The sequence below is a fragment of the Taibaiella chishuiensis genome (assembly GCF_003014535.1).
Lineage (GTDB): Bacteria > Bacteroidota > Bacteroidia > Chitinophagales > Chitinophagaceae > Taibaiella > Taibaiella chishuiensis.
This window is the reverse complement of sequence record NZ_PYGD01000001.1, coordinates 951,972-969,352: the sequence shown is the minus strand read 5'-3', so window position 1 is coordinate 969,352 and position 17,381 is coordinate 951,972. Positions and strand designations below refer to the sequence as shown.

The following is a 17,381-nucleotide window of genomic DNA, read 5'->3' as shown; positions in this document are numbered from 1 at the left end:
CACTGTTAATTAATACAAACCTAAGCGAAAAGATAGGCCACATCGTCTTCCGAAAGGTTCTTCACAAAACCATCTTCGGCCGATATCAGTTCGTCGGAAAGCATTTGTTTTTTCTCTTGCAGGGCGATGATCTTTTCCTCGATCGTATCCTTGCAGATCATCTTGTAGGCAAACACGCTTTTGGTCTGCCCGATACGGTGCGTACGGTCTATCGCCTGTTGTTGTACCGCAGTGTTCCACCAGGGATCCACCAGGAATACGTAGTCGGCTGCAGTCAGGTTCAGGCCTGCATTTCCGCTCTTGAGGCTGATCAGGAATACGGTCGTCTTATCTTCTTCAGACTGGAACTTCGCCACCATTTCGGCACGTTCGGCCACAGGCGTATCCCCATCGAAGTGATAGTAACTGATACCCGCTTTGCGGCAACGGTCGGCGATCAGGTGCAGCATGCCTTTGAACTGGGAAAAGACCAGGGCCTTGTTCTGTTTGAGCCGCACAAGCTCTTCCATCAGGATGTCGATCTTAACCGCTTCTTCGGTATTTTCCTTTTCTGGCAACAGGGCAGGCGAACCGCATACCTGGCGCAGCTTCAGGATACCCTGCAGGATATTGAGCTTATTGCGTTCGAGGCCGCCGGCTTTAATATCGAGGAAAATACTGTCTCGGATCTGGTGTTTGATCTTGTTGTACACCATCATCTGCTCTTCGCCCATTTCGCACCAGAGCACACTTTCGGTTTTAGCCGGCAGATCGGTAGCCACCTGCTCTTTGGTACGGCGCAGTACAAAGGGCGCCGTGATCTGTTGCAGGGCTTTGATCTTGTCCACATCGCCGTCGCGGTCTATCGGGTTGGCATATTCCTTACGGAAAAACTCCTGTCCGCCAAACATGCCCGGCAGCAGGAAGTTGAGCTGGGCGTAGAGGTCGAAGGTATTGTTCATAACCGGCGTACCGCTCAGGGCAATACGGGCCGAAGTATTGAGCTGGCCTACCGCGCGGGTAATCTGTGCCTGTACATTTTTGATGTTCTGGCTCTCGTCGATCACGGCCACGCTCCAGGGATAGATCTTCAGTTGTTCGATATCGCTTCTCAGGGTACCATAACTACAGATCAGCACCGTGGCTTCATCTTTAAAGAACTGGTCGAGGTTGCGCTGCAAACCATTGTAGATCGTGGCTTTCATGCCGGGTATAAACTTCTCCAGTTCCTGTTTCCAGTTATAGATCAGCGAGGCAGGGCATACGATAATATGTCTTGCAGCCGGCTCCTGCAGGTGTTTCCAGGCTATAAACGACAGGGTTTGCAGGGTCTTGCCCAGGCCCATATCGTCGGCCAGGCAAGCGCCCGCACCGATCTCCGACAGGAGGGCCATCCACTCGAAACCCTTGTGCTGGTAGGGCCTGAGCGTTGCCTGTACGATATCCGGCACCGGGTATACTACGGCCTGCTCGTCCTGCCACAGGGCCCACTTGGCCAGCCAGGCTTCGCTGATGGCGGGTTTCATCACCTCCTGGGCCTCGCCTTCTTTAAGGCTCAGCATAATCCATTTGGCTACGGTAATCTCCTGTTTGGCGATCTTGCCATGTTTTACGATAGCGGCGTATTGCTCTATCCACTCGTCCTGCAGGATACCGATCGAGTTGTCTTTAAGCAGGATGGAATTGTGTCCGGACAACAGGAGCTTCTGCAGCTCGTTCAGCGCCAGTGTTTCTTTACCGAAGCTTACTTTAAGCTGCAGCACTACAAATTCTTCTTCCTGCCGGGTAATGCTCATTACCGTCTCCGCGGCAAAGGGCGAATAACGGAAGTGGCGCAGCATTTCAAGACCGATGATCTCTACATCCTGGTCGAGCAGTTTATGATAAGCCTTCAGGAACCATTGTTTCTTCTTGGCATCGGCGAAGGTGAGGTAAAAGAATTTGCCGGTTTGCTTGGCAAAGTTGGGATGCAGCGCTTTCAGTTCCTGGATAAAGCTGTTTTCCGCATCGGCATCCCGGTTAATGGTATAGATCTCGCCGTTACGGTTGGTTTCGTGTATGGCTTTCCATTCGCCCTCCACCGTCAGGCCTTCGTATTTCCAACGGGGCGTAAACATGATCATGGTCTCGCTGATCTCGCTCAGGTAAAGACAGTTGACCGGTTGGCCGCCGATCTCTTTCTTTTCGAAACAATCGTTGCGATCCACCTTATGCGTCTCTTCCAGCTTTTGTACAATGCGCCGCGACAGCAATACCTGGTCCTGCGCAAACTGTTCGGGCTGGCTGGCCTGCAGCCAGTCGAGCGCCAGGTAGTCGGCCGATTTCATCAGGTGGTAGTGGCCGCTTTCGGTCTCCACCAGGAATTTATACCGGCGTATATCTTCCAGCTTGTAATCTTTACCGGCGCATTGCAGCATGGGTTGTACGTAAATACCGCCATCCTCTTTTTTATACATCGTAAACCACAGCACCGGTACTTCGCGGTGCAGGTCGCAACGGGCTACCAGGTAATTGCCGGTCTTCGGATTTTTGACCCGGTGGTAGAGGCGCAAGTCTTCGTGCTGGTGCAGCAGGGTGTGCAGCAGTTCGTGCAGGTAGCGCACCAGGGTTTTGTCGAGAAATTTTTCGAGGGGCATACCCGATTTCTCCCTGGCATGCCGCTTTTTCAATTGCCCGGCTTCGAAGGCAATGTCCGCATCGTTAAAGCGGGCCAGCGTCTCTTTGGCTTCTTTTGAAAATTTTGAAAAATACCGTTCGATCTGGAATTCGTCCAGGGGAAACATTTCGAAAGGCACACTGCTACCCGAGCGGATATGCAGGGAATTCAGCACACTATTATGATTGAAAATTTCCTCGGGACATAAAACCAGGGTGGCCACCGGGATAATTCGCTGTTGGGTATTCGACATCGGCACTGTATTGAGGGGCGCAAAAATAGGTAAAAGAAAGGAGCCCGGGCCACGGCCGTTTATAAAACGTGCTGCGGTCCGGGCCCGGCCCCAGTGGGATATTGTATTTTATTGGATCTCCTGGCACAACTCGATCAACACGCCATTGGTCCCTTTGGGATGCAGGAAACAAACCCGTTTATTATCGGCGCCCTGCTTGGGTATATCGTTGAGCAGTACAAACCCTTCCGCAGTAAGGCGTTTCATTTCGGCCTCGATATCAGCTACTTCAAAAGCGATATGGTGTATGCCTTCGCCTTTTTTATCGATAAATTTAGCAATAGGACTTTCTTCCTTACTGGCCTCCAGTAACTCGATCTTGGTGGCGCCGGTTTTAAAGAAGGCGGTATGTACGCCCTCCGAAGCTACCGACTCGGTTTTGTAACAAGGGGTATTCAATAGTTTTTCGAACAGGGGAATAGAATCCGACAGCTTTTTTACGGCTATACCAATATGCTCAACACCAGTCATATTTTAAATAGTTTTTGTAGATACGAAAATCAATACAGGCAATGCATTGCCTGACGCGAAAGTAAAACATTAAAGCTAATTTTGTTTTTTGCGCAAACCCGCCCGGCGCGGGCCGCGCTGATACCGACCTGTACCCATGATCTACCTGGACTATAATGCGACGACGCCCTGCGACCCGGAGGTGGTAGCTGCTATGCTCCCCTACTTCAGTCAGAAGTTTGGGAATGCGGCAAGCAAAACCCATCCCTATGGCTGGATCGCCGACGAAGCAGTAGAACAGGCCCGCAGGCAGGTAGCCCGGCTGATCGGCGCTACCGAACAGGAAGTGATTTTTACTTCCGGGTCGACCGAAGGCTGTAACCTGGCCCTGAAAGGCGTATTTGAACTATATGCCGTTAAAGGGAACCATATTATTACCTGCGTTACCGAGCATAAAGCGGTGCTGGATACCTGCCAGCACCTGGAACAGCGCGGTGCAACAGTTACTTACCTGCCGGTAGATGCCGCAGGGCTGATCAGTCTTGAGGAACTGGAAGCGGCGATCAGGCCGGAAACGATACTGATCGCGGTCATGTATGCCAATAATGAAACCGGCGTGATACAACCAGTGAAAGCGATTGGCGCGATTGCCAAAAAGCACAAGGTCCTGTTCTTTTCGGATGCCACGCAGGCGGCCGGCAAACTGCCCCTGGATGTACAGACCGACGGGATAGACCTGCTGGCGTTGAGCGCACATAAACTGTATGGCCCCAAAGGCGTGGGCGCCCTGTATATAAGAAGAAAAGGGCCCAGGGTAAGCCTTAAGGCACAGATCGACGGGGGCGGCCATGAACGCGGCTTCCGGAGCGGTACCTTAAATGTACCGGGTATCGCAGGCTTAGGTAAGGCCTGCAGCCTGTGCAGCGAAGGGATGGAAGCGGAGCAGCAAAGATTGCGCAGCCTGCGTGACCAATTGGAACAAGGCCTGCTGCAAAGCGGGGATGTAAGCGTGAACGGCAGCCTGCAGTCCAGGATGCCGCATGTGAGCAACCTCTCCTTCCGGGGTATAAAGGCCGAACGCATGATCAGCGCGCTGAACAGCGAACTGGCCTTTTCGGTAGGATCGGCCTGTACCTCGGCTTCGAAAGCGCCTTCGCATGTGCTCGAAGCCATGGGGCTCGACCAGGCGTCGCTTGACGGCGCCATACGGTTCAGCCTGGGCAGGTTTACCACGGCAGAAGAGATCGCACAAACCATAAACCTGGTGCGTGCGCAACTGGATCGTTTAAAATATTAAACCGGGAACGTGAAAACAAGCTGATAATAAAAGCTTAACCTTATCTTTGCAATTTGATGCAGGAAAAACCGACACCGTCCCGCGTGATAAAAACAATTAAAATATTAAATTAATATGATTTACATTTCAGACAAAGCCAAAGAGCGCGTGCTGCAGATCCGTGAGGAAGAGCAACTTGGCGAAGCCTTTTTTGTGCGTATCGGTGTCGTAGGCGGCGGATGTTCGGGGCTTTCTTATAAACTGGACTTTGATAACGAGCCGCAGAGCGGAGACCAGATTTTTGAAGATAAGGGGATAAAATTGGTGACGGATATCAAAAGTTTTTTGTATCTTTGTGATACTACATTAGAATTTTCGGATGGCCTTAATGGCAAAGGTTTTCACTTTATAAATCCAAATGCAAGCCGGACTTGCGCTTGTGGAGAAAGTTTTGCGGTATAGGTATTATAATGAACGTTGGCCATAGCGGAACTAAAGCCTTAACTGCAATATAGGCGGGAGATTTATTTCTCCCGCTTTTTTTATGTGTAGCCCCTTGTTTTTGTCCTTTTTACCCCGGTTTTCCCCTCCGTTAACGAATCGCTAAGGATCGCTCCGTTAAAAATTTGTTCAAAAAAAACCTAAAACTGCTACCTTTGCCGACCAGATATTTATGCTGCAAACATTATTATCTATTATTTCATGCTTAGGGAAGAACCGATAAAAGTAAAAGAATACTCCTTTGTAGCGGCTAAACTGCGGGATTATATCCAGCTGATGAAGCCAAATCTCAGCTTCATGGTTGTATTTTCCAGTGTTGTGGGTTACCTGATGGTTCCCGGTATACCTTTCGAATGGAAAGAGGTGATTATCCTGTTTACCGGTGGTATCCTGGTTACCAATGCAGCCAATATCATCAACCAGATCCTCGAACGGTTCAGCGACCGCAATATGAAGCGCACCATGAACCGCCCCCTGCCCGACGAGCGCATGGGTGTTACCGAGGCCTGGACCCTTTGCGTACTCTCTGCCGTAGCCGGCGTAGGCCTGCTGGCCTTTTACTTTAATGTTGCGGCTGCAGCCTTAAGCTTTTTATCCCTGCTGCTTTATGGTTTTGCCTATACCCCGATGAAGAAGATCCACCCGATCGCTACCTTTATCGGCGCTATACCCGGCGCTTTGCCCCCGCTTATCGGCTGGGTAGCCGGCACGGGCCACCTGGGCCTGGGCGGATGGGCGCTTTTCCTGATCCAGTTCTTCTGGCAGTTCCCCCACTTCTGGGCGATTGCCTGGGTAGGTTATGAAGATTACCTGAAAGCCGGCATCCGTATGCTGCCATCCAAAGAAGGAAAAACTTCCTTTACAGGCCTGCAGTGTATTTTCTACAGCCTTACCCTCATCCCGCTTTGTATGCTGCCGCACCAGATCGGCCTCAGCGGCCAGGCAGGTATGTGGGTATCGATCGCAGCCGGTCTGCTCTACGCCTTTGCTTCTTTTATTTTTTATATACGCAACGACCGCACATCGGCCAAACGCCTGATGTATGCTTCGTTTATCTTTTTGCCAACGGTACTGCTGGCATTACTGATCGATAAAATGTAAGCAATAAGAAGATTTTAATTTACAGCTCAACAACAAGCCAACCTGCACATATGATAATGGCCGGACAAGAGAAACAACAACGAAAAAAGATCCACCCGCAGAAGTTTGCCATGTGGATCGCTATTGGTAGTATCATCATGATGTTCGGTGGTCTTACGAGCGGTTATATCGTACGCAAGTCGCAGGGCAACTGGGTTAACTTCAACCTGCCTACCGAGTTTTACCTTTCTACCGTTGCCATCCTGCTCAGCAGCCTGACCATGGTACTGGCCATGCGCAGTTTCAAACAGCGCCAGATGCCGCTCCACAAGGCGATGATCACCATCACCCTGGTGCTGGGCGTTATTTTCTCCGTATTGCAATATCTCGGTTTTAAAGATCTTTATTTCCATACCAAGTGGAATAATAATGTATCGTTCCAATACCTGATCGTGATCGTGCTCGTGCACGCCCTGCATATTATCGGCGGCGTGATAGCCCTGCTCATTACCTTTATGCGCACCTTTAGCCGTAAGGTTAAAATATACAGCAGCACCGGCCTCGAGATCGTAGGCACTTATTGGCACTTTGTCGATATTTTATGGATTTACCTGTTCATCTTCTTCCTGATGAACCAATAGTATAGTATAATTTTTCAATTTTTCTTTATCTTTTATCAGTAGTTTTTAAAAAATATAAGCAAGTTGCTTTTAATAATAAACAACATACAGTAACTTGCAGCGTCTTTTGAGCTACCAATAAAAATTTTACGGTTTTATGACACAAGCTTCTACAGCTACAGCTACTACAAGTAAATGGGGCGGCGGCCAGTCACCCTATAACGTGAGTTATGGTAAAATAATGATGTGGTTTTTCCTGCTTTCGGATGCCCTTACCTTTGGTGCATTGCTGATCAGCTACGGTACTACCCGTTTTGCCAGCAATGTTTGGCCTGATCCGAACGAGGTATTCCACTCTTTCCCCGTGCTGAGCGACCTGCTGCACAAACCGATGCCGCTGATGTTCGTGAGCTTGATGACCTTCATCCTCATTTTGAGTTCTGTAACGATGGTGCTTGCCGTACATGCCGGCCACTACAACGATAAAAAAGGTGTTATCCGCTGGATGCTGCTGACCATCATCGGTGGTATCTGCTTCCTGGCCTGCCAGGCATGGGAGTGGACGCACTTATACCATACCGGCGCCTGGTGGGGTTCTTTCATCGACGCTCCCCTGGACAGTGTTAAGCACCTGTTCAATATGCATAAGCCAGGTACGGCCGAGGCTATTGCCGCTAACCCTTCTGTTGCTGCCAATGCTACCCACGACTTTTACAATTACTTCTTTACCATCACCGGTTTCCACGGTGCGCACGTTACCTCCGGTGTAATCCTGAACATTATGCTCCTGATCAATACCGTAAACGGTACTTACGAGCGTCGCGGCCACTACGAAATGGTAGAGAAAGTAGGTCTGTACTGGCACTTTGTAGATCTGGTTTGGGTATTCGTATTCACCTGCTTCTACCTGCTGTAAGGCCGGTTGTTTTAACCGAGCATATTATTCCAACTTATTCTTAAAGCTTAAAGTATTTTAATAAATGTCTGCACATCATCATCACGAAGATATCCAGAGCCTGTACGAAGGCGATCAGTCCAAACTGTATTCCGGTGTTTTAGCGCATCACTCTGATATCAAATCGGAAGAAAGCCGCAAACAGGTAAAAAGGATCTGGCAGGTTACCGGTTTATTATCGCTGGTAACGATCATCGAAGTAGCCATCGGTCTGGGCGCACACTATGCCGGCGTTCACTCCGCACTGATCCTTACCGTGTTCCTGGTACTTACGATCGTTAAAGCCGCCTATATCGTTCGCGTATTCATGCACCTTGGCGATGAGAAGAAAAACTTCGTATTTGCCGTGCTGCTGCCACTGAGCCTCTTTATCTGGTTCATTATCGCCTTTATCGTAGATGGCAAGCACTGGCTGCACATGAACAATACCCAGGCAGATACGATCAATATCGAAAGCACAAAATAAGCTGCTGCTTAACTCCTGCATCTTTCGATTTTATTAAATAGTACAACCGGCAAGCATTAAGATCATGCTTTCAAACAAAACATTAAAGTATATAATTGGAATAGCGGTAGCGATGGTGCTACCGCTTTCTTTTTATTTTATAACCCGCCAGTTCTCCGACGGCAGGTTGAAGATACCCGCCTACTACCGTGTAGACCGGATCGACAAGGTGATCAAGGACGGTAAAACCGTTAATGATACCATTTTCCATAAGGTGGCCGATATTACGCTCACCAACCAATTGGGGCAGCGCGTAAGCCTCAATAAGGACCTGAAGGGTAAGATACTGGTTATCGATTTTATCTTTACCACCTGCCCCACCGTATGCCCGCAGCTAAGCGGCAATATGAAGGACCTTCAGAAGGCCTATATCAAAAAGAATCCCGACCTGGTGCAGTTCATATCCATATCCGTAGATCCCGCACGGGATTCGGTGCCCGCACTGCGCGCCTATGCCGACCGGTTCAGCGCCGACCATGACCGCTGGTGGTTCCTTACCGGCAGCCGCGATTCCATCTTCAACTATGCGAAGAACGAACTGGGCCTGATCCTCGGCGATGCCGACGTACCGGGCGATTTCGTACACTCGCAGCAGTTCGTACTGCTCGACACGGCAAGGAATATCAGGGGGTATTTTGACGGCCAGGATAAGGCAGCAACCAAACAGGTGGCCGACGATATTTATATCCTTAATGTAGAGAAAAGAAAAAAGGGCCGGTAAGCCCTTCCCGGTACGCCGGCTTTTATTTAAAATTAAAATACCGCATACATGATACCTGCATCGATTAAAAAAAACGACAAACTAGCCAACTGGCTGATCACGATTGTTTCCGTAGTCATTTTCCTGGTAGTGGCCTCGCTGAGCCGCATCCCACCGCCGGAGTCGCCTTTTAGCTTTAATATCCACGTATTCGCCTTCATCAATTCCCTGATCAATTCGGTGGTAAGCGTATTGCTGATCGCGGGTCTGGTAACGGCCAAGAACCGCAAATTTGTGCTGCATAAAAAGATCATGCTGGTGGCGATCGTGCTGTCGGTATTGTTCCTGGTTTTCTATATCGGGCATCACCTGTTTGCCGGCGATACCAAGTACGGCGATATCGATCATAACGGTGTGCTGTCGGCTGCCGAAGCCGCTGCCGTGTCGGGCACCCGCTATATCTATTATATCATCCTGGTTACGCATATCATCCTGGCAGCTGTAATCCTGCCTTTTATCCTGTTTACGGCCTACCGTGCGCTTACCGGCGAGTATAGCCGCCATCGTAAAATTGCACGTTATACCTGGCCGCTGTGGTTCTATGTGGCCGTTACCGGCGTGGTGGTGTACTGGATGATCGCACCTTATTACAACTGATTTTCCCGGGCATAAAAGACCTAAATAAATGAAGGCGCAGATCAGATCTGCGCCTTCGCTTATTTTATAGAGCATTACCCTCACGAAACAATTTGTTTATTTTTTCCCGTTGTGCCTGTGGTGGCAAAGTTTCCGGGTCTTATGCAAGGACAGGATCAGTACAATACCCCTTCCTTGATCTCGGTCCAGAGCTCGGCATAACTCTGCGCCGCACGGCCCGAAGGCGCAAAGGCGGTAACCGGCGCCTGGTAGATGCCCATTTTCTCCACTTCCGACAGGTAGGGAATGTAAGTACCGAAGAAACGCTGGTCCTGGTAAAGCGTCTCCATCACCTCGGCATGCAGGCTTTTGCGCGAATCTACCATGGTAAAGAAACACATCAGCTTTTCAAGCGGCAGCTTTTTATCTTCGAAATATTCTTTTACGATCTCGTAGGTACGGAGCGATAAGGTGGTGGGTATGGTCGGCATCAGCACGGCGTCGGCCGCCTCGAATATATTATCGGCCAGTACGGAAAAGCCCGGCGGGCAATCGATAAAGATGAAGTCGTAATTACCCTGGGCCTGCTTCAGCATTTGCCGGATCTGCTTCTTGGAGCCCTTATGTTCGTCGAGCAGGATATCGAGCTTACGTGACGATTTATCGGCAGGAATCACATCGAGGTATTCGTAGTCGGTAAGCTGGATCAGCTCGTCGAGCGATACCTCTTTTTCCAGCAGTTTCTTCACACCGCTCTTGGCCCGGGTATGTGTTTTGTAATAATAACTGGCTGCGCCCTGCGGATCGAGATCCCATAACAGGCTGCGATACCCGTCGGAGGCCGCTAAGTGAGCCAGGTTAACACAGGAAGCCGTTTTACCTACGCCGCCTTTTAGATTGTACAGTGCCATTACAAACATAGAACATCCGGATTTGTCGTTTACTTTAAAAACATAGCCTGCGATGTTATCGGTCCTCCATCCAGGAAAGCAATCAATTGCGCCAGGTCCTCGTCTATTTTGGAGTCCAACAACGTAGTATCGATATGTAAGATCCTGCTCTTTTCCTGCTCCAGGTAAGCCGAGTAGGCCGCCCCGATCTCCTCCAGGTATTCATCCCTGATCTGCTGCTCGTAGGGCCGTCCCCGCTTCCTGATCTGTTGCTGCAGTTTTACTATCGGTGCATGAAGATAAATGATTAAATCAGGTTTCGGAAGATTACTTTTCATTATTTCTGCCATGCGCTGGAAAAGATCATACTCATCTTCGTTGAGGTTGGCCCGGGCAAAAAGCTGGCTTTTGGTGATGACATAATCCGAGATAATGATCTCCTGGAACAGGTCCCGGTTCAGCAATTGGGCCTTCAGCTGGTTATAGCGTTCTGCAAGAAAAGAAAGTTCTACAGGAAAGGCGTACCGGTCGCGGTCTTCGTAAAATTTGGCCAGGAAAGGATTGTCTACAAACTGCTCCAGTATCAGTTTACCATTGTAATGAGTTGCCAGCCTGTGCGCCAATGTAGTTTTCCCGGAACCTATATTTCCTTCGATAGCGATAAAATGATACTCCATGGCGCAAAGATAAATATTACCCGGGCAAAGTGGGGAGGCGCCGGGTTATCTTTCGCCGGCATTACCGGGCATTACCGCCAGGGGATCGGCACAGGAGGAGAGCAGTTCGGCCGTGGTTTTGCGGAATACCGGATGCAGGTAAGCGGCTGCGATCTCGGTAAGCGGCTGCAATACAAACCGCCGTTCCTGCATCAGCGGGTGTGGTATGGTCAGCGCCGGCAGGTTCAGCACCATATCGTCGTAGTAGATAATGTCGATGTCCATAGCCCGTACCCCCCATTTTTCCTGTCTTACCCGGCCCAGGCCATGTTCGATATCGTGGATCACGGTAAGCAGTTCGAGCGGGCTCAGCGTGGTCGACAGGTGCAGCGCCTGGTTCAGGTGCGGCGGCAATCCTTCCTTACCCCAGGCCTCGGTTTCATATACCTGTGAGCTGGCGGTTACCGTACCGGCGCGGTTTTGCAAGGCAGCGATGCAGGCGCTGAGCTGCGTGGCGCGGTCTCCGAGGTTGCTGCCGGTAAGCAGGAATACAGAATGCATGCAGGGAATGGACTTGGTTAGCGGGGTTGTTGCGGTTGGGGATATTTGGGTTTGCGCGGATGATGCAGTTCGAGCAGTTGCAGCATCTCTTCCGATTTGCCCTCGAGGTGCATCATAAACAGCGTGGCACAGGCCCTTGCATCCGATAAGGCATCGTGATGTTTCAGCTCGATGTCATAGAGCTTGCAAAGCAGGGCCAGGTTGCGTTTAAAGATCTTAACGGTGCAGTGCTGTTCGAAATGCGGCTGCGGCAGGTTATAATAAGCCAGGGTCTGCAGCAGGCAGGTACAGTCGAAAGGCGCATTGTGCGCCACGATATGCTGACCGGTAACATAAGGCTCCATCCGGTGCCATACGGCGTCGAAAGTAGGTGCACGCAGGGTATCTTTACTGCTGATACCATGCACGCGGGTATTGCCCCAGTGGTATTCGTTGGCAGGCGGCTGCACCAGGATATTCATCTCGTCGGTGATTATCCCTTGCTCCACCCGTACCAGGCCCACCTGGCAAATGCTGTAGGCCTTACCATGGGCGGTTTCAAAATCTATTGCGGTAAAACTGTTAACCGGGTCGGTATCTGTCGGCTTCTTCATTCAGCTATTTCTTTTTATACACAGGGACAGTAGAACAGGGTTCTCCGTACATCAGGCTCTTCACCACCGGGCGCAGTTTCTCAGAAACGGCTACATAGGCGGATGCAGGCAGCGCCTTATCGCCGCATCCTTTAATGACTACTCTTTTATCCGCATAAGCCGCAGCATCCATACCCAGGATATTGCGCAGCAATACCTGCTCTTCCAGCGCCTCTTCCGTACCGGAAACGATGCTTTCGGCAACGGGGCTCAGCTGCGTGGTGATAAGCATATAGGCCCACATGGGTATAATGGCATCGGCTGAGCAGGTAACGGTTACGTGCCTGCCGCGGTACTGCTCCCAGTCGTGGGTGGCCAGCGCCGCCCGGAAGTCTTTTTCCCGGAGCATCATTTCCCGGAAAAGGAAAGGCTTGATATCGAACACGGAAAGGGTTTCGGGAGCCGGTTTAAAGGACTCCATATTCAGGGTAACAATCCCGCTTTCTGCAACTTTATTTACGATCAGATCTTCCATATATCCCGTCAATACTGCCCCGAACGGGCAGGTGAACACGGCAAAATTACGATTAATACGTCAAGTCGCTCCAATTTGTGTATTGTCAAAAGTTATTTCTTTTTGATAAGTGCACGCAGCGGGTATTTCAGGTTGCTGTACCCCATCATGTCCACCTTGATACTGCCCACCAGTATGGGGCTGTCGACCCGCAGGGGAATATGGTTTTCGTCGTCGCTTACCCATACGGCCATCTTCTCGCCACCCTCGAATATTGTGCCTTTGATCAGCAGCGGCGTGATCTTGATGGCATTGAAGGTGCCGTATTTGGTCTTGATTCTTTCCTTGCCTACATACCGGATATAGAGGTTATAGACCTGGTCGTCGAGAAACATACTGAACGGTATCTTAGCCCCGGCCTTATAACTGTTGTAGTCGATATTACGGGCGTAATATATGGCCGACAATACATCCTGCACACATTTGGGCACGGTATAGGTTTTCGTGCCGGAAACGGCCTTGCCCTGGGCCTGGTCGAACACCACGTTGTTGGTAAACTTGTATCCGCCTTCGTCTACATTACGTATGAATTTATAAGGCAGCAATGTTTCCGTATCCAGGAAGCTTTCGTAGCGGTCTCTTACCCGGAATATCCAGTCATAGGATTTATAGGTACGGCCGTCGCCCACGATATGGAAAACCTGTTTGCCGTTAAGAGTTTCGAGGGTGGTGGTAAAATTGGCTTCTCCCGCTCCTACCCAAACGAAATTAAGGTTGTAATATACCCGGAAATTGAGTTGCTCGCCAGCCTTGATACACTTGTTGCTGAGCCCGCAGAAATCGTTCTGCGCAGCAGCGGGCCGGCTGAGGCCGGCTATCAGCAATAGTAGTCCTGTAACAATCCTGTTCATCTTATTCATTTTAGTTAGACCCCGTTCTGCCGCCGGGGTTTACCTGCCGCCGGGTATCAGGAGTCCTTCGGATCCTTTAGTTTCTGGTAGCGCGCCCGGGCCGCCTGGATATAGGTGCTGCCCGGGTATTGGGTAATCAGCACTTCATAATATTGCAGCGCCCTGGCCTTGTCCTTCAGCACCTCATCGTACAGGAGGGCCAGGCGGTATGCCGCATCGTCGCCCAGTACATCGGTACCGTAGTCTTTCAATATTTTTTCAAGGTAGGTAACGGCATCGTTATTCCGGCCTTCTTCACCGGCAATCTTGGCACGCAACAACAGGATATCGTCCTGCAGCGCATTATCGGGGAAAGCCTTTGCTATGCTGTCGAGTAGTTGATCCGACTCCCTGGTCTTGTTTTGAAACAGCAACATATCGGCCGCGGCAAAACGTTGCAGGGCGGGCTGTATACTGTCGCCTGCGCTATTTTCGGTAATCAGCACCGAAAGGTAAAGGGCATCGTTGGCAATCAGTTCTGAAGTAGAAGCCTTTAATACGGCCAGCTGTTGCTGCGCCCATTTAAAGTCGCCCCGGTAATAGGCCAGCTTTGCATTACGGAATCTCGCCTCTTCGGCAAGGCGGTCTTCTTTAAACGCTTTATCTACCTGGGAGTAAAGCAGGGTCGCATTCCAAACCTTATCCTGCAGCAGGTTGTAGTCGCCCAGGTCGAGCTTGCAATACCCGACAAACTCGCGGCTTGCATTGGGCGCCGTAATCGCTTTCTCGAGCAGGGCTATGGCCGAGTCGACCTGGTGCCCGTAGCGGGCCAGGGCTTCTGCATAGGCCTGAACCAGGGTACTGGTATTGTACTGGGGATACTCCTGCAAAAAGTTGTGGTATTCTTTGAGCAGGACGGCTACCTGCCGCTCGTCCACCGGCTTTTTACCGGCCACCTGCGTTTGTAATACATCGATCTTGCCGGCCCAGGCCTGGTCATACATCGGGCCTTCCTTACCTTTCTGCATCACGTATTCATAACATTGTTGCGCTATAACAGGCTGACCATCTTTAATGGCCGAGCCGGCAAAGGTCATCACTCGTTCACCCGCCTCTTTCATTTTTTTATCGAGCGCTACTACGCTCTGGAAGGCGCCCGCATAGTCGCCTTTCTGGGTATAGATCCAGGTCATCAACTCCACCCAGTACGGGTTATCGGGTTGTGCGCTGATGCGTTTACCGATCTGCTTGCGTACCATCTCCAGCTTGCGTTCGTCGCCTTCTGTAATTTTAAGCAGCGAAGCTTTCACATCGTCCAGGGCATTGGGCTGGGTTACCAGCACATCCATCAACGCAGCGCTGGCGCCTTCGGCATTCCCTTTTTTTCCGTACAACAAAGCCATTTCCGTACCATAGGCATACGGGTTGCGGCTCAGCGTCCTGGCCCGGTCGTATACTTTTAATGCGTAGTCGGTATTACCCATGCGGGTAAAGGCATCGGCCAGCTGGCGGGTACGGAATTCCTCCCCGCTTACCGCCTCTAAAGCCGCATCGTATTGTTCGGTTGCTTTTTTCTTTTTGTTATCGGCATCGTATACCCTGCCCAGGTCCAGCAGCATTACCGGGTCTTCGCGCCTGATCTTCATCATGTACTGAACCAATGTTTCGGCATCGGTATACTTGCCAGCTGCTACCAGGGCATCCAGGTATTCGTCATACACCCCCTTGTCGAAAGGCGCCTGCTCGTAGATATGTTTGAACACCGGTATGGCTTTATCATACTCCTTGTTTTGCGCATACTGGCGGGCAAGTGCGATATCGGGCGGCTGGGCTTGTGCCCACTGCGAAGTACTGCATCCCAGGGAGAGCAGCAACACCAAACTGAATTTTCTGATCTTTAAATAAGTCATGCGATAAGCGCTGATGCCCGGATCTTTAATACCCGGCAATAGCGGTTTATGCTAAAGTACGAATAATATCGCGGCGCTTGCGGGCCGGTATAATAAAAAAGCCCCGGGAGCATAGCTTCCGGGGCCGGGAAAAGAACATTTAATATTTTGTTCTGAATTAGTAGTTGGTGTTTTCAGCATCCCATGTAGTCCAGGAAGCAGTCCAGTCGGTAGAACCGTCAAACGCACCCCTGTAAGCAACCTGCGTAAATACGTTAGGCAGGTTGAGGAAGCTTGCACCTGAAGCAGCAGGAGAACCGCTAGCCAGCAGGAAGTTAGGACGACCAACCTGAGCAGACAGGGAAGCCGTGAATTTGAAAGGATCAACCAGGCCGATCTGCTGTGTGCTGTCGAGCAGGGTATTGTTACCGGCAGCAACCCATGCAGCGATATCAAATGAAGCAGTAGAAGCTTTCAGTTTGGTAGGGCAGCCAGCGATCAGGTTATTAGCAAATTTCAGAGCGCCGGAAGTAGCGTTGCCTGAAGTAGCAGTACCTTTGGTATCGTCGATGTACAGACCGATAGGGAAGCCCATTACGATAGAGTTGTGCAGGGACATAGAAGAGTTACGACGGATCTGGGCGCCATTCTGGTAGTTGGCATTCAGACCGCTACCGCTGCTACCCTGGATCGGGCCAACAATCGTCATGTTGGAGAATACAGCTTTAGTCTGTGGTGCGTTGGTAGAACCGTTGGCATCGTTATCAGATTCGAAACCGTTAGAACCGCTCTGGTCAGCTACAGTTTTTACACGCAGACAAACACCGAACTGGATGTTACCGGAGTAACCGAAGTCTGTATCGAAGTCGTCATCCCAGGTGTAAGCAGCAACCAGGTGATCACAGTTTACAGTACCGCCAAACCACTCGAAAGCGTCATCGCCGGAACGGTATACCTGTACATAGCTGATCGTTGTACCACGACCTACACCACCGAAGGTAAGACCGTTGATTTCGTTATCAGGTGTGAAGGCGATACCAGCGAATTCGATACGTACATATTTCATAGTACCGGAGTTATCGTCAGCATTGGTACCACCGTACCAGATGTATTTTTTCTCTTCAGAAGTAACGGTTGGCACCAGACCACCTTCGATCTTAGCATCACCGCTTGAAGGGTTAACAGGAGCGTTACCCAGCAGGATCACACCACCCCAGTCGCCTTCACGACGAGCGCCGGCAGCCTGGTAAGAAGTAAAGATGATCGGCTTATCTGCTGTACCTTGTGCATCAATCTTAGCACCACGGGTAACAGTTAAAGTACCTTTTGTAGCTTTATCACCGAAGACAACTGTACCCGGATTGATTTTCAGGGTAGCGCCGTTAGTCACATAAACAAAGCCTTTAATCAGGTATTTTTTATCGGAAGACCATTCTGTATTTGAAGAAATGTCGCCGGTAACTACTACCACTTTACTTGTGTCGCCAGGAGTAGGTGGAACAACAACCGGGTCTATCGGGTCCTTGCTGCTGCAAGATGCCATCAACACCGCGGCTGCACTAAAGCTAAGAAGAATAAGCTTTTTCATAATAACGTTTTGTTTTATAATTTTTAGCAAAAGTACCGGGCCAATATAACCAAATCGTTAACCCAATATTATGCCTGTGTAAACATTGCAGGGCGGGCATTTCAGCGTTTTTTACACACCAAAAAAGACGCACGTTGCCGTGCGTCTTTTTGTATCAGAAATCAGGTTGTT

At 50.3% G+C, this 17,381-nt stretch carries 18 protein-coding genes; 8 read left to right on the top strand and 10 right to left on the bottom strand.

The window, feature by feature from the left end; genetic code table 11:
- Positions 1-20: 20 nt before the first annotated feature.
- Positions 21-2,888, bottom strand: a complete 2,868-nt coding sequence (locus tag B0I18_RS04095) for a DEAD/DEAH box helicase (protein WP_106521361.1) — start codon at positions 2,886-2,888, stop codon at positions 21-23.
- Positions 2,889-2,996: 108 nt separating this feature from the next.
- Positions 2,997-3,398, bottom strand: coding sequence for a methylmalonyl-CoA epimerase (mce, locus tag B0I18_RS04090; protein WP_106521360.1), 402 nt, complete (start codon positions 3,396-3,398; stop codon positions 2,997-2,999).
- 136 nt (positions 3,399-3,534) lie between these two features.
- On the opposite strand from mce, the gene B0I18_RS04085 reads away from it, so the two are divergent.
- From B0I18_RS04085 to B0I18_RS04050, 8 genes are all read left to right on the top strand, one after another.
- Positions 3,535-4,674 (top strand): cysteine desulfurase family protein, encoded by a 1,140-nt coding sequence (locus B0I18_RS04085; protein WP_106521359.1) that lies wholly within the window; start codon positions 3,535-3,537, stop codon positions 4,672-4,674.
- 114 nt (positions 4,675-4,788) lie between these two features.
- A complete protein-coding gene (locus B0I18_RS04080; protein WP_106521358.1) occupies positions 4,789-5,115 on the top strand; it encodes a HesB/IscA family protein in 327 nt (108 codons plus the stop codon).
- Positions 5,116-5,355: 240 nt separating this feature from the next.
- Entirely contained in the window at positions 5,356-6,255 is a 900-nt protein-coding gene (gene cyoE / locus B0I18_RS04075; protein WP_106521357.1) for a heme o synthase, read from the top strand.
- Between the two features lie 56 nt (positions 6,256-6,311).
- Complete coding sequence (locus B0I18_RS04070; RefSeq protein WP_106521356.1) at positions 6,312-6,875, top strand: cytochrome c oxidase subunit 3; 564 nt, start codon at positions 6,312-6,314, stop codon at positions 6,873-6,875.
- Between the two features lie 136 nt (positions 6,876-7,011).
- The gene (locus tag B0I18_RS04065; protein WP_106521355.1) at positions 7,012-7,770 is read left to right on the top strand and encodes a cytochrome c oxidase subunit 3; all 759 of its coding nucleotides are present in this window, start codon (positions 7,012-7,014) and stop codon (positions 7,768-7,770) included.
- A gap of 64 nt (positions 7,771-7,834) precedes the next feature.
- Positions 7,835-8,275, top strand: coding sequence for a cytochrome C oxidase subunit IV family protein (locus B0I18_RS04060; RefSeq protein ID WP_106521354.1), 441 nt, complete (start codon positions 7,835-7,837; stop codon positions 8,273-8,275).
- A 112-nt stretch (positions 8,276-8,387) separates the two neighbouring features.
- Positions 8,388-9,035, top strand: a complete 648-nt coding sequence (locus B0I18_RS04055) for an SCO family protein (protein ID WP_181358330.1) — start codon at positions 8,388-8,390, stop codon at positions 9,033-9,035.
- A 48-nt stretch (positions 9,036-9,083) separates the two neighbouring features.
- On the top strand, positions 9,084-9,671 hold the full coding sequence (locus B0I18_RS04050) for a DUF420 domain-containing protein (RefSeq protein ID WP_106521352.1): 588 nt from the start codon (positions 9,084-9,086) through the stop codon (positions 9,669-9,671).
- Positions 9,672-9,826: 155 nt separating this feature from the next.
- Here the strand turns inward: B0I18_RS04050 and B0I18_RS04045 are convergent, their stop codons facing one another.
- The 8 genes from B0I18_RS04045 to B0I18_RS04010 form a co-directional block, all read right to left on the bottom strand.
- On the bottom strand, positions 9,827-10,570 hold the full coding sequence (locus B0I18_RS04045; RefSeq protein ID WP_106521351.1) for a ParA family protein: 744 nt from the start codon (positions 10,568-10,570) through the stop codon (positions 9,827-9,829).
- Positions 10,571-10,590: 20 nt separating this feature from the next.
- Positions 10,591-11,217 (bottom strand): deoxynucleoside kinase, encoded by a 627-nt coding sequence (locus B0I18_RS04040; protein ID WP_106521350.1) that lies wholly within the window; start codon positions 11,215-11,217, stop codon positions 10,591-10,593.
- A gap of 45 nt (positions 11,218-11,262) precedes the next feature.
- On the bottom strand, positions 11,263-11,757 hold the full coding sequence (folK, locus tag B0I18_RS04035; RefSeq protein WP_106521349.1) for a 2-amino-4-hydroxy-6-hydroxymethyldihydropteridine diphosphokinase: 495 nt from the start codon (positions 11,755-11,757) through the stop codon (positions 11,263-11,265).
- A gap of 17 nt (positions 11,758-11,774) precedes the next feature.
- Positions 11,775-12,350, bottom strand: coding sequence for a 3'-5' exonuclease (locus B0I18_RS04030; protein ID WP_106521348.1), 576 nt, complete (start codon positions 12,348-12,350; stop codon positions 11,775-11,777).
- 4 nt (positions 12,351-12,354) lie between these two features.
- Entirely contained in the window at positions 12,355-12,864 is a 510-nt protein-coding gene (locus B0I18_RS04025) for a DUF2480 family protein (protein WP_106521347.1), read from the bottom strand.
- A gap of 92 nt (positions 12,865-12,956) precedes the next feature.
- The gene (locus B0I18_RS04020; RefSeq protein WP_245882045.1) at positions 12,957-13,754 is read right to left on the bottom strand and encodes a DUF3108 domain-containing protein; all 798 of its coding nucleotides are present in this window, start codon (positions 13,752-13,754) and stop codon (positions 12,957-12,959) included.
- Between the two features lie 56 nt (positions 13,755-13,810).
- Positions 13,811-15,643, bottom strand: a complete 1,833-nt coding sequence (locus B0I18_RS04015; RefSeq protein WP_146146648.1) for a tetratricopeptide repeat protein — start codon at positions 15,641-15,643, stop codon at positions 13,811-13,813.
- A 157-nt stretch (positions 15,644-15,800) separates the two neighbouring features.
- The gene (locus tag B0I18_RS04010) at positions 15,801-17,210 is read right to left on the bottom strand and encodes a hypothetical protein (protein WP_106521344.1); all 1,410 of its coding nucleotides are present in this window, start codon (positions 17,208-17,210) and stop codon (positions 15,801-15,803) included.
- Between the last annotated feature and the right edge of the window lie 171 nt (positions 17,211-17,381).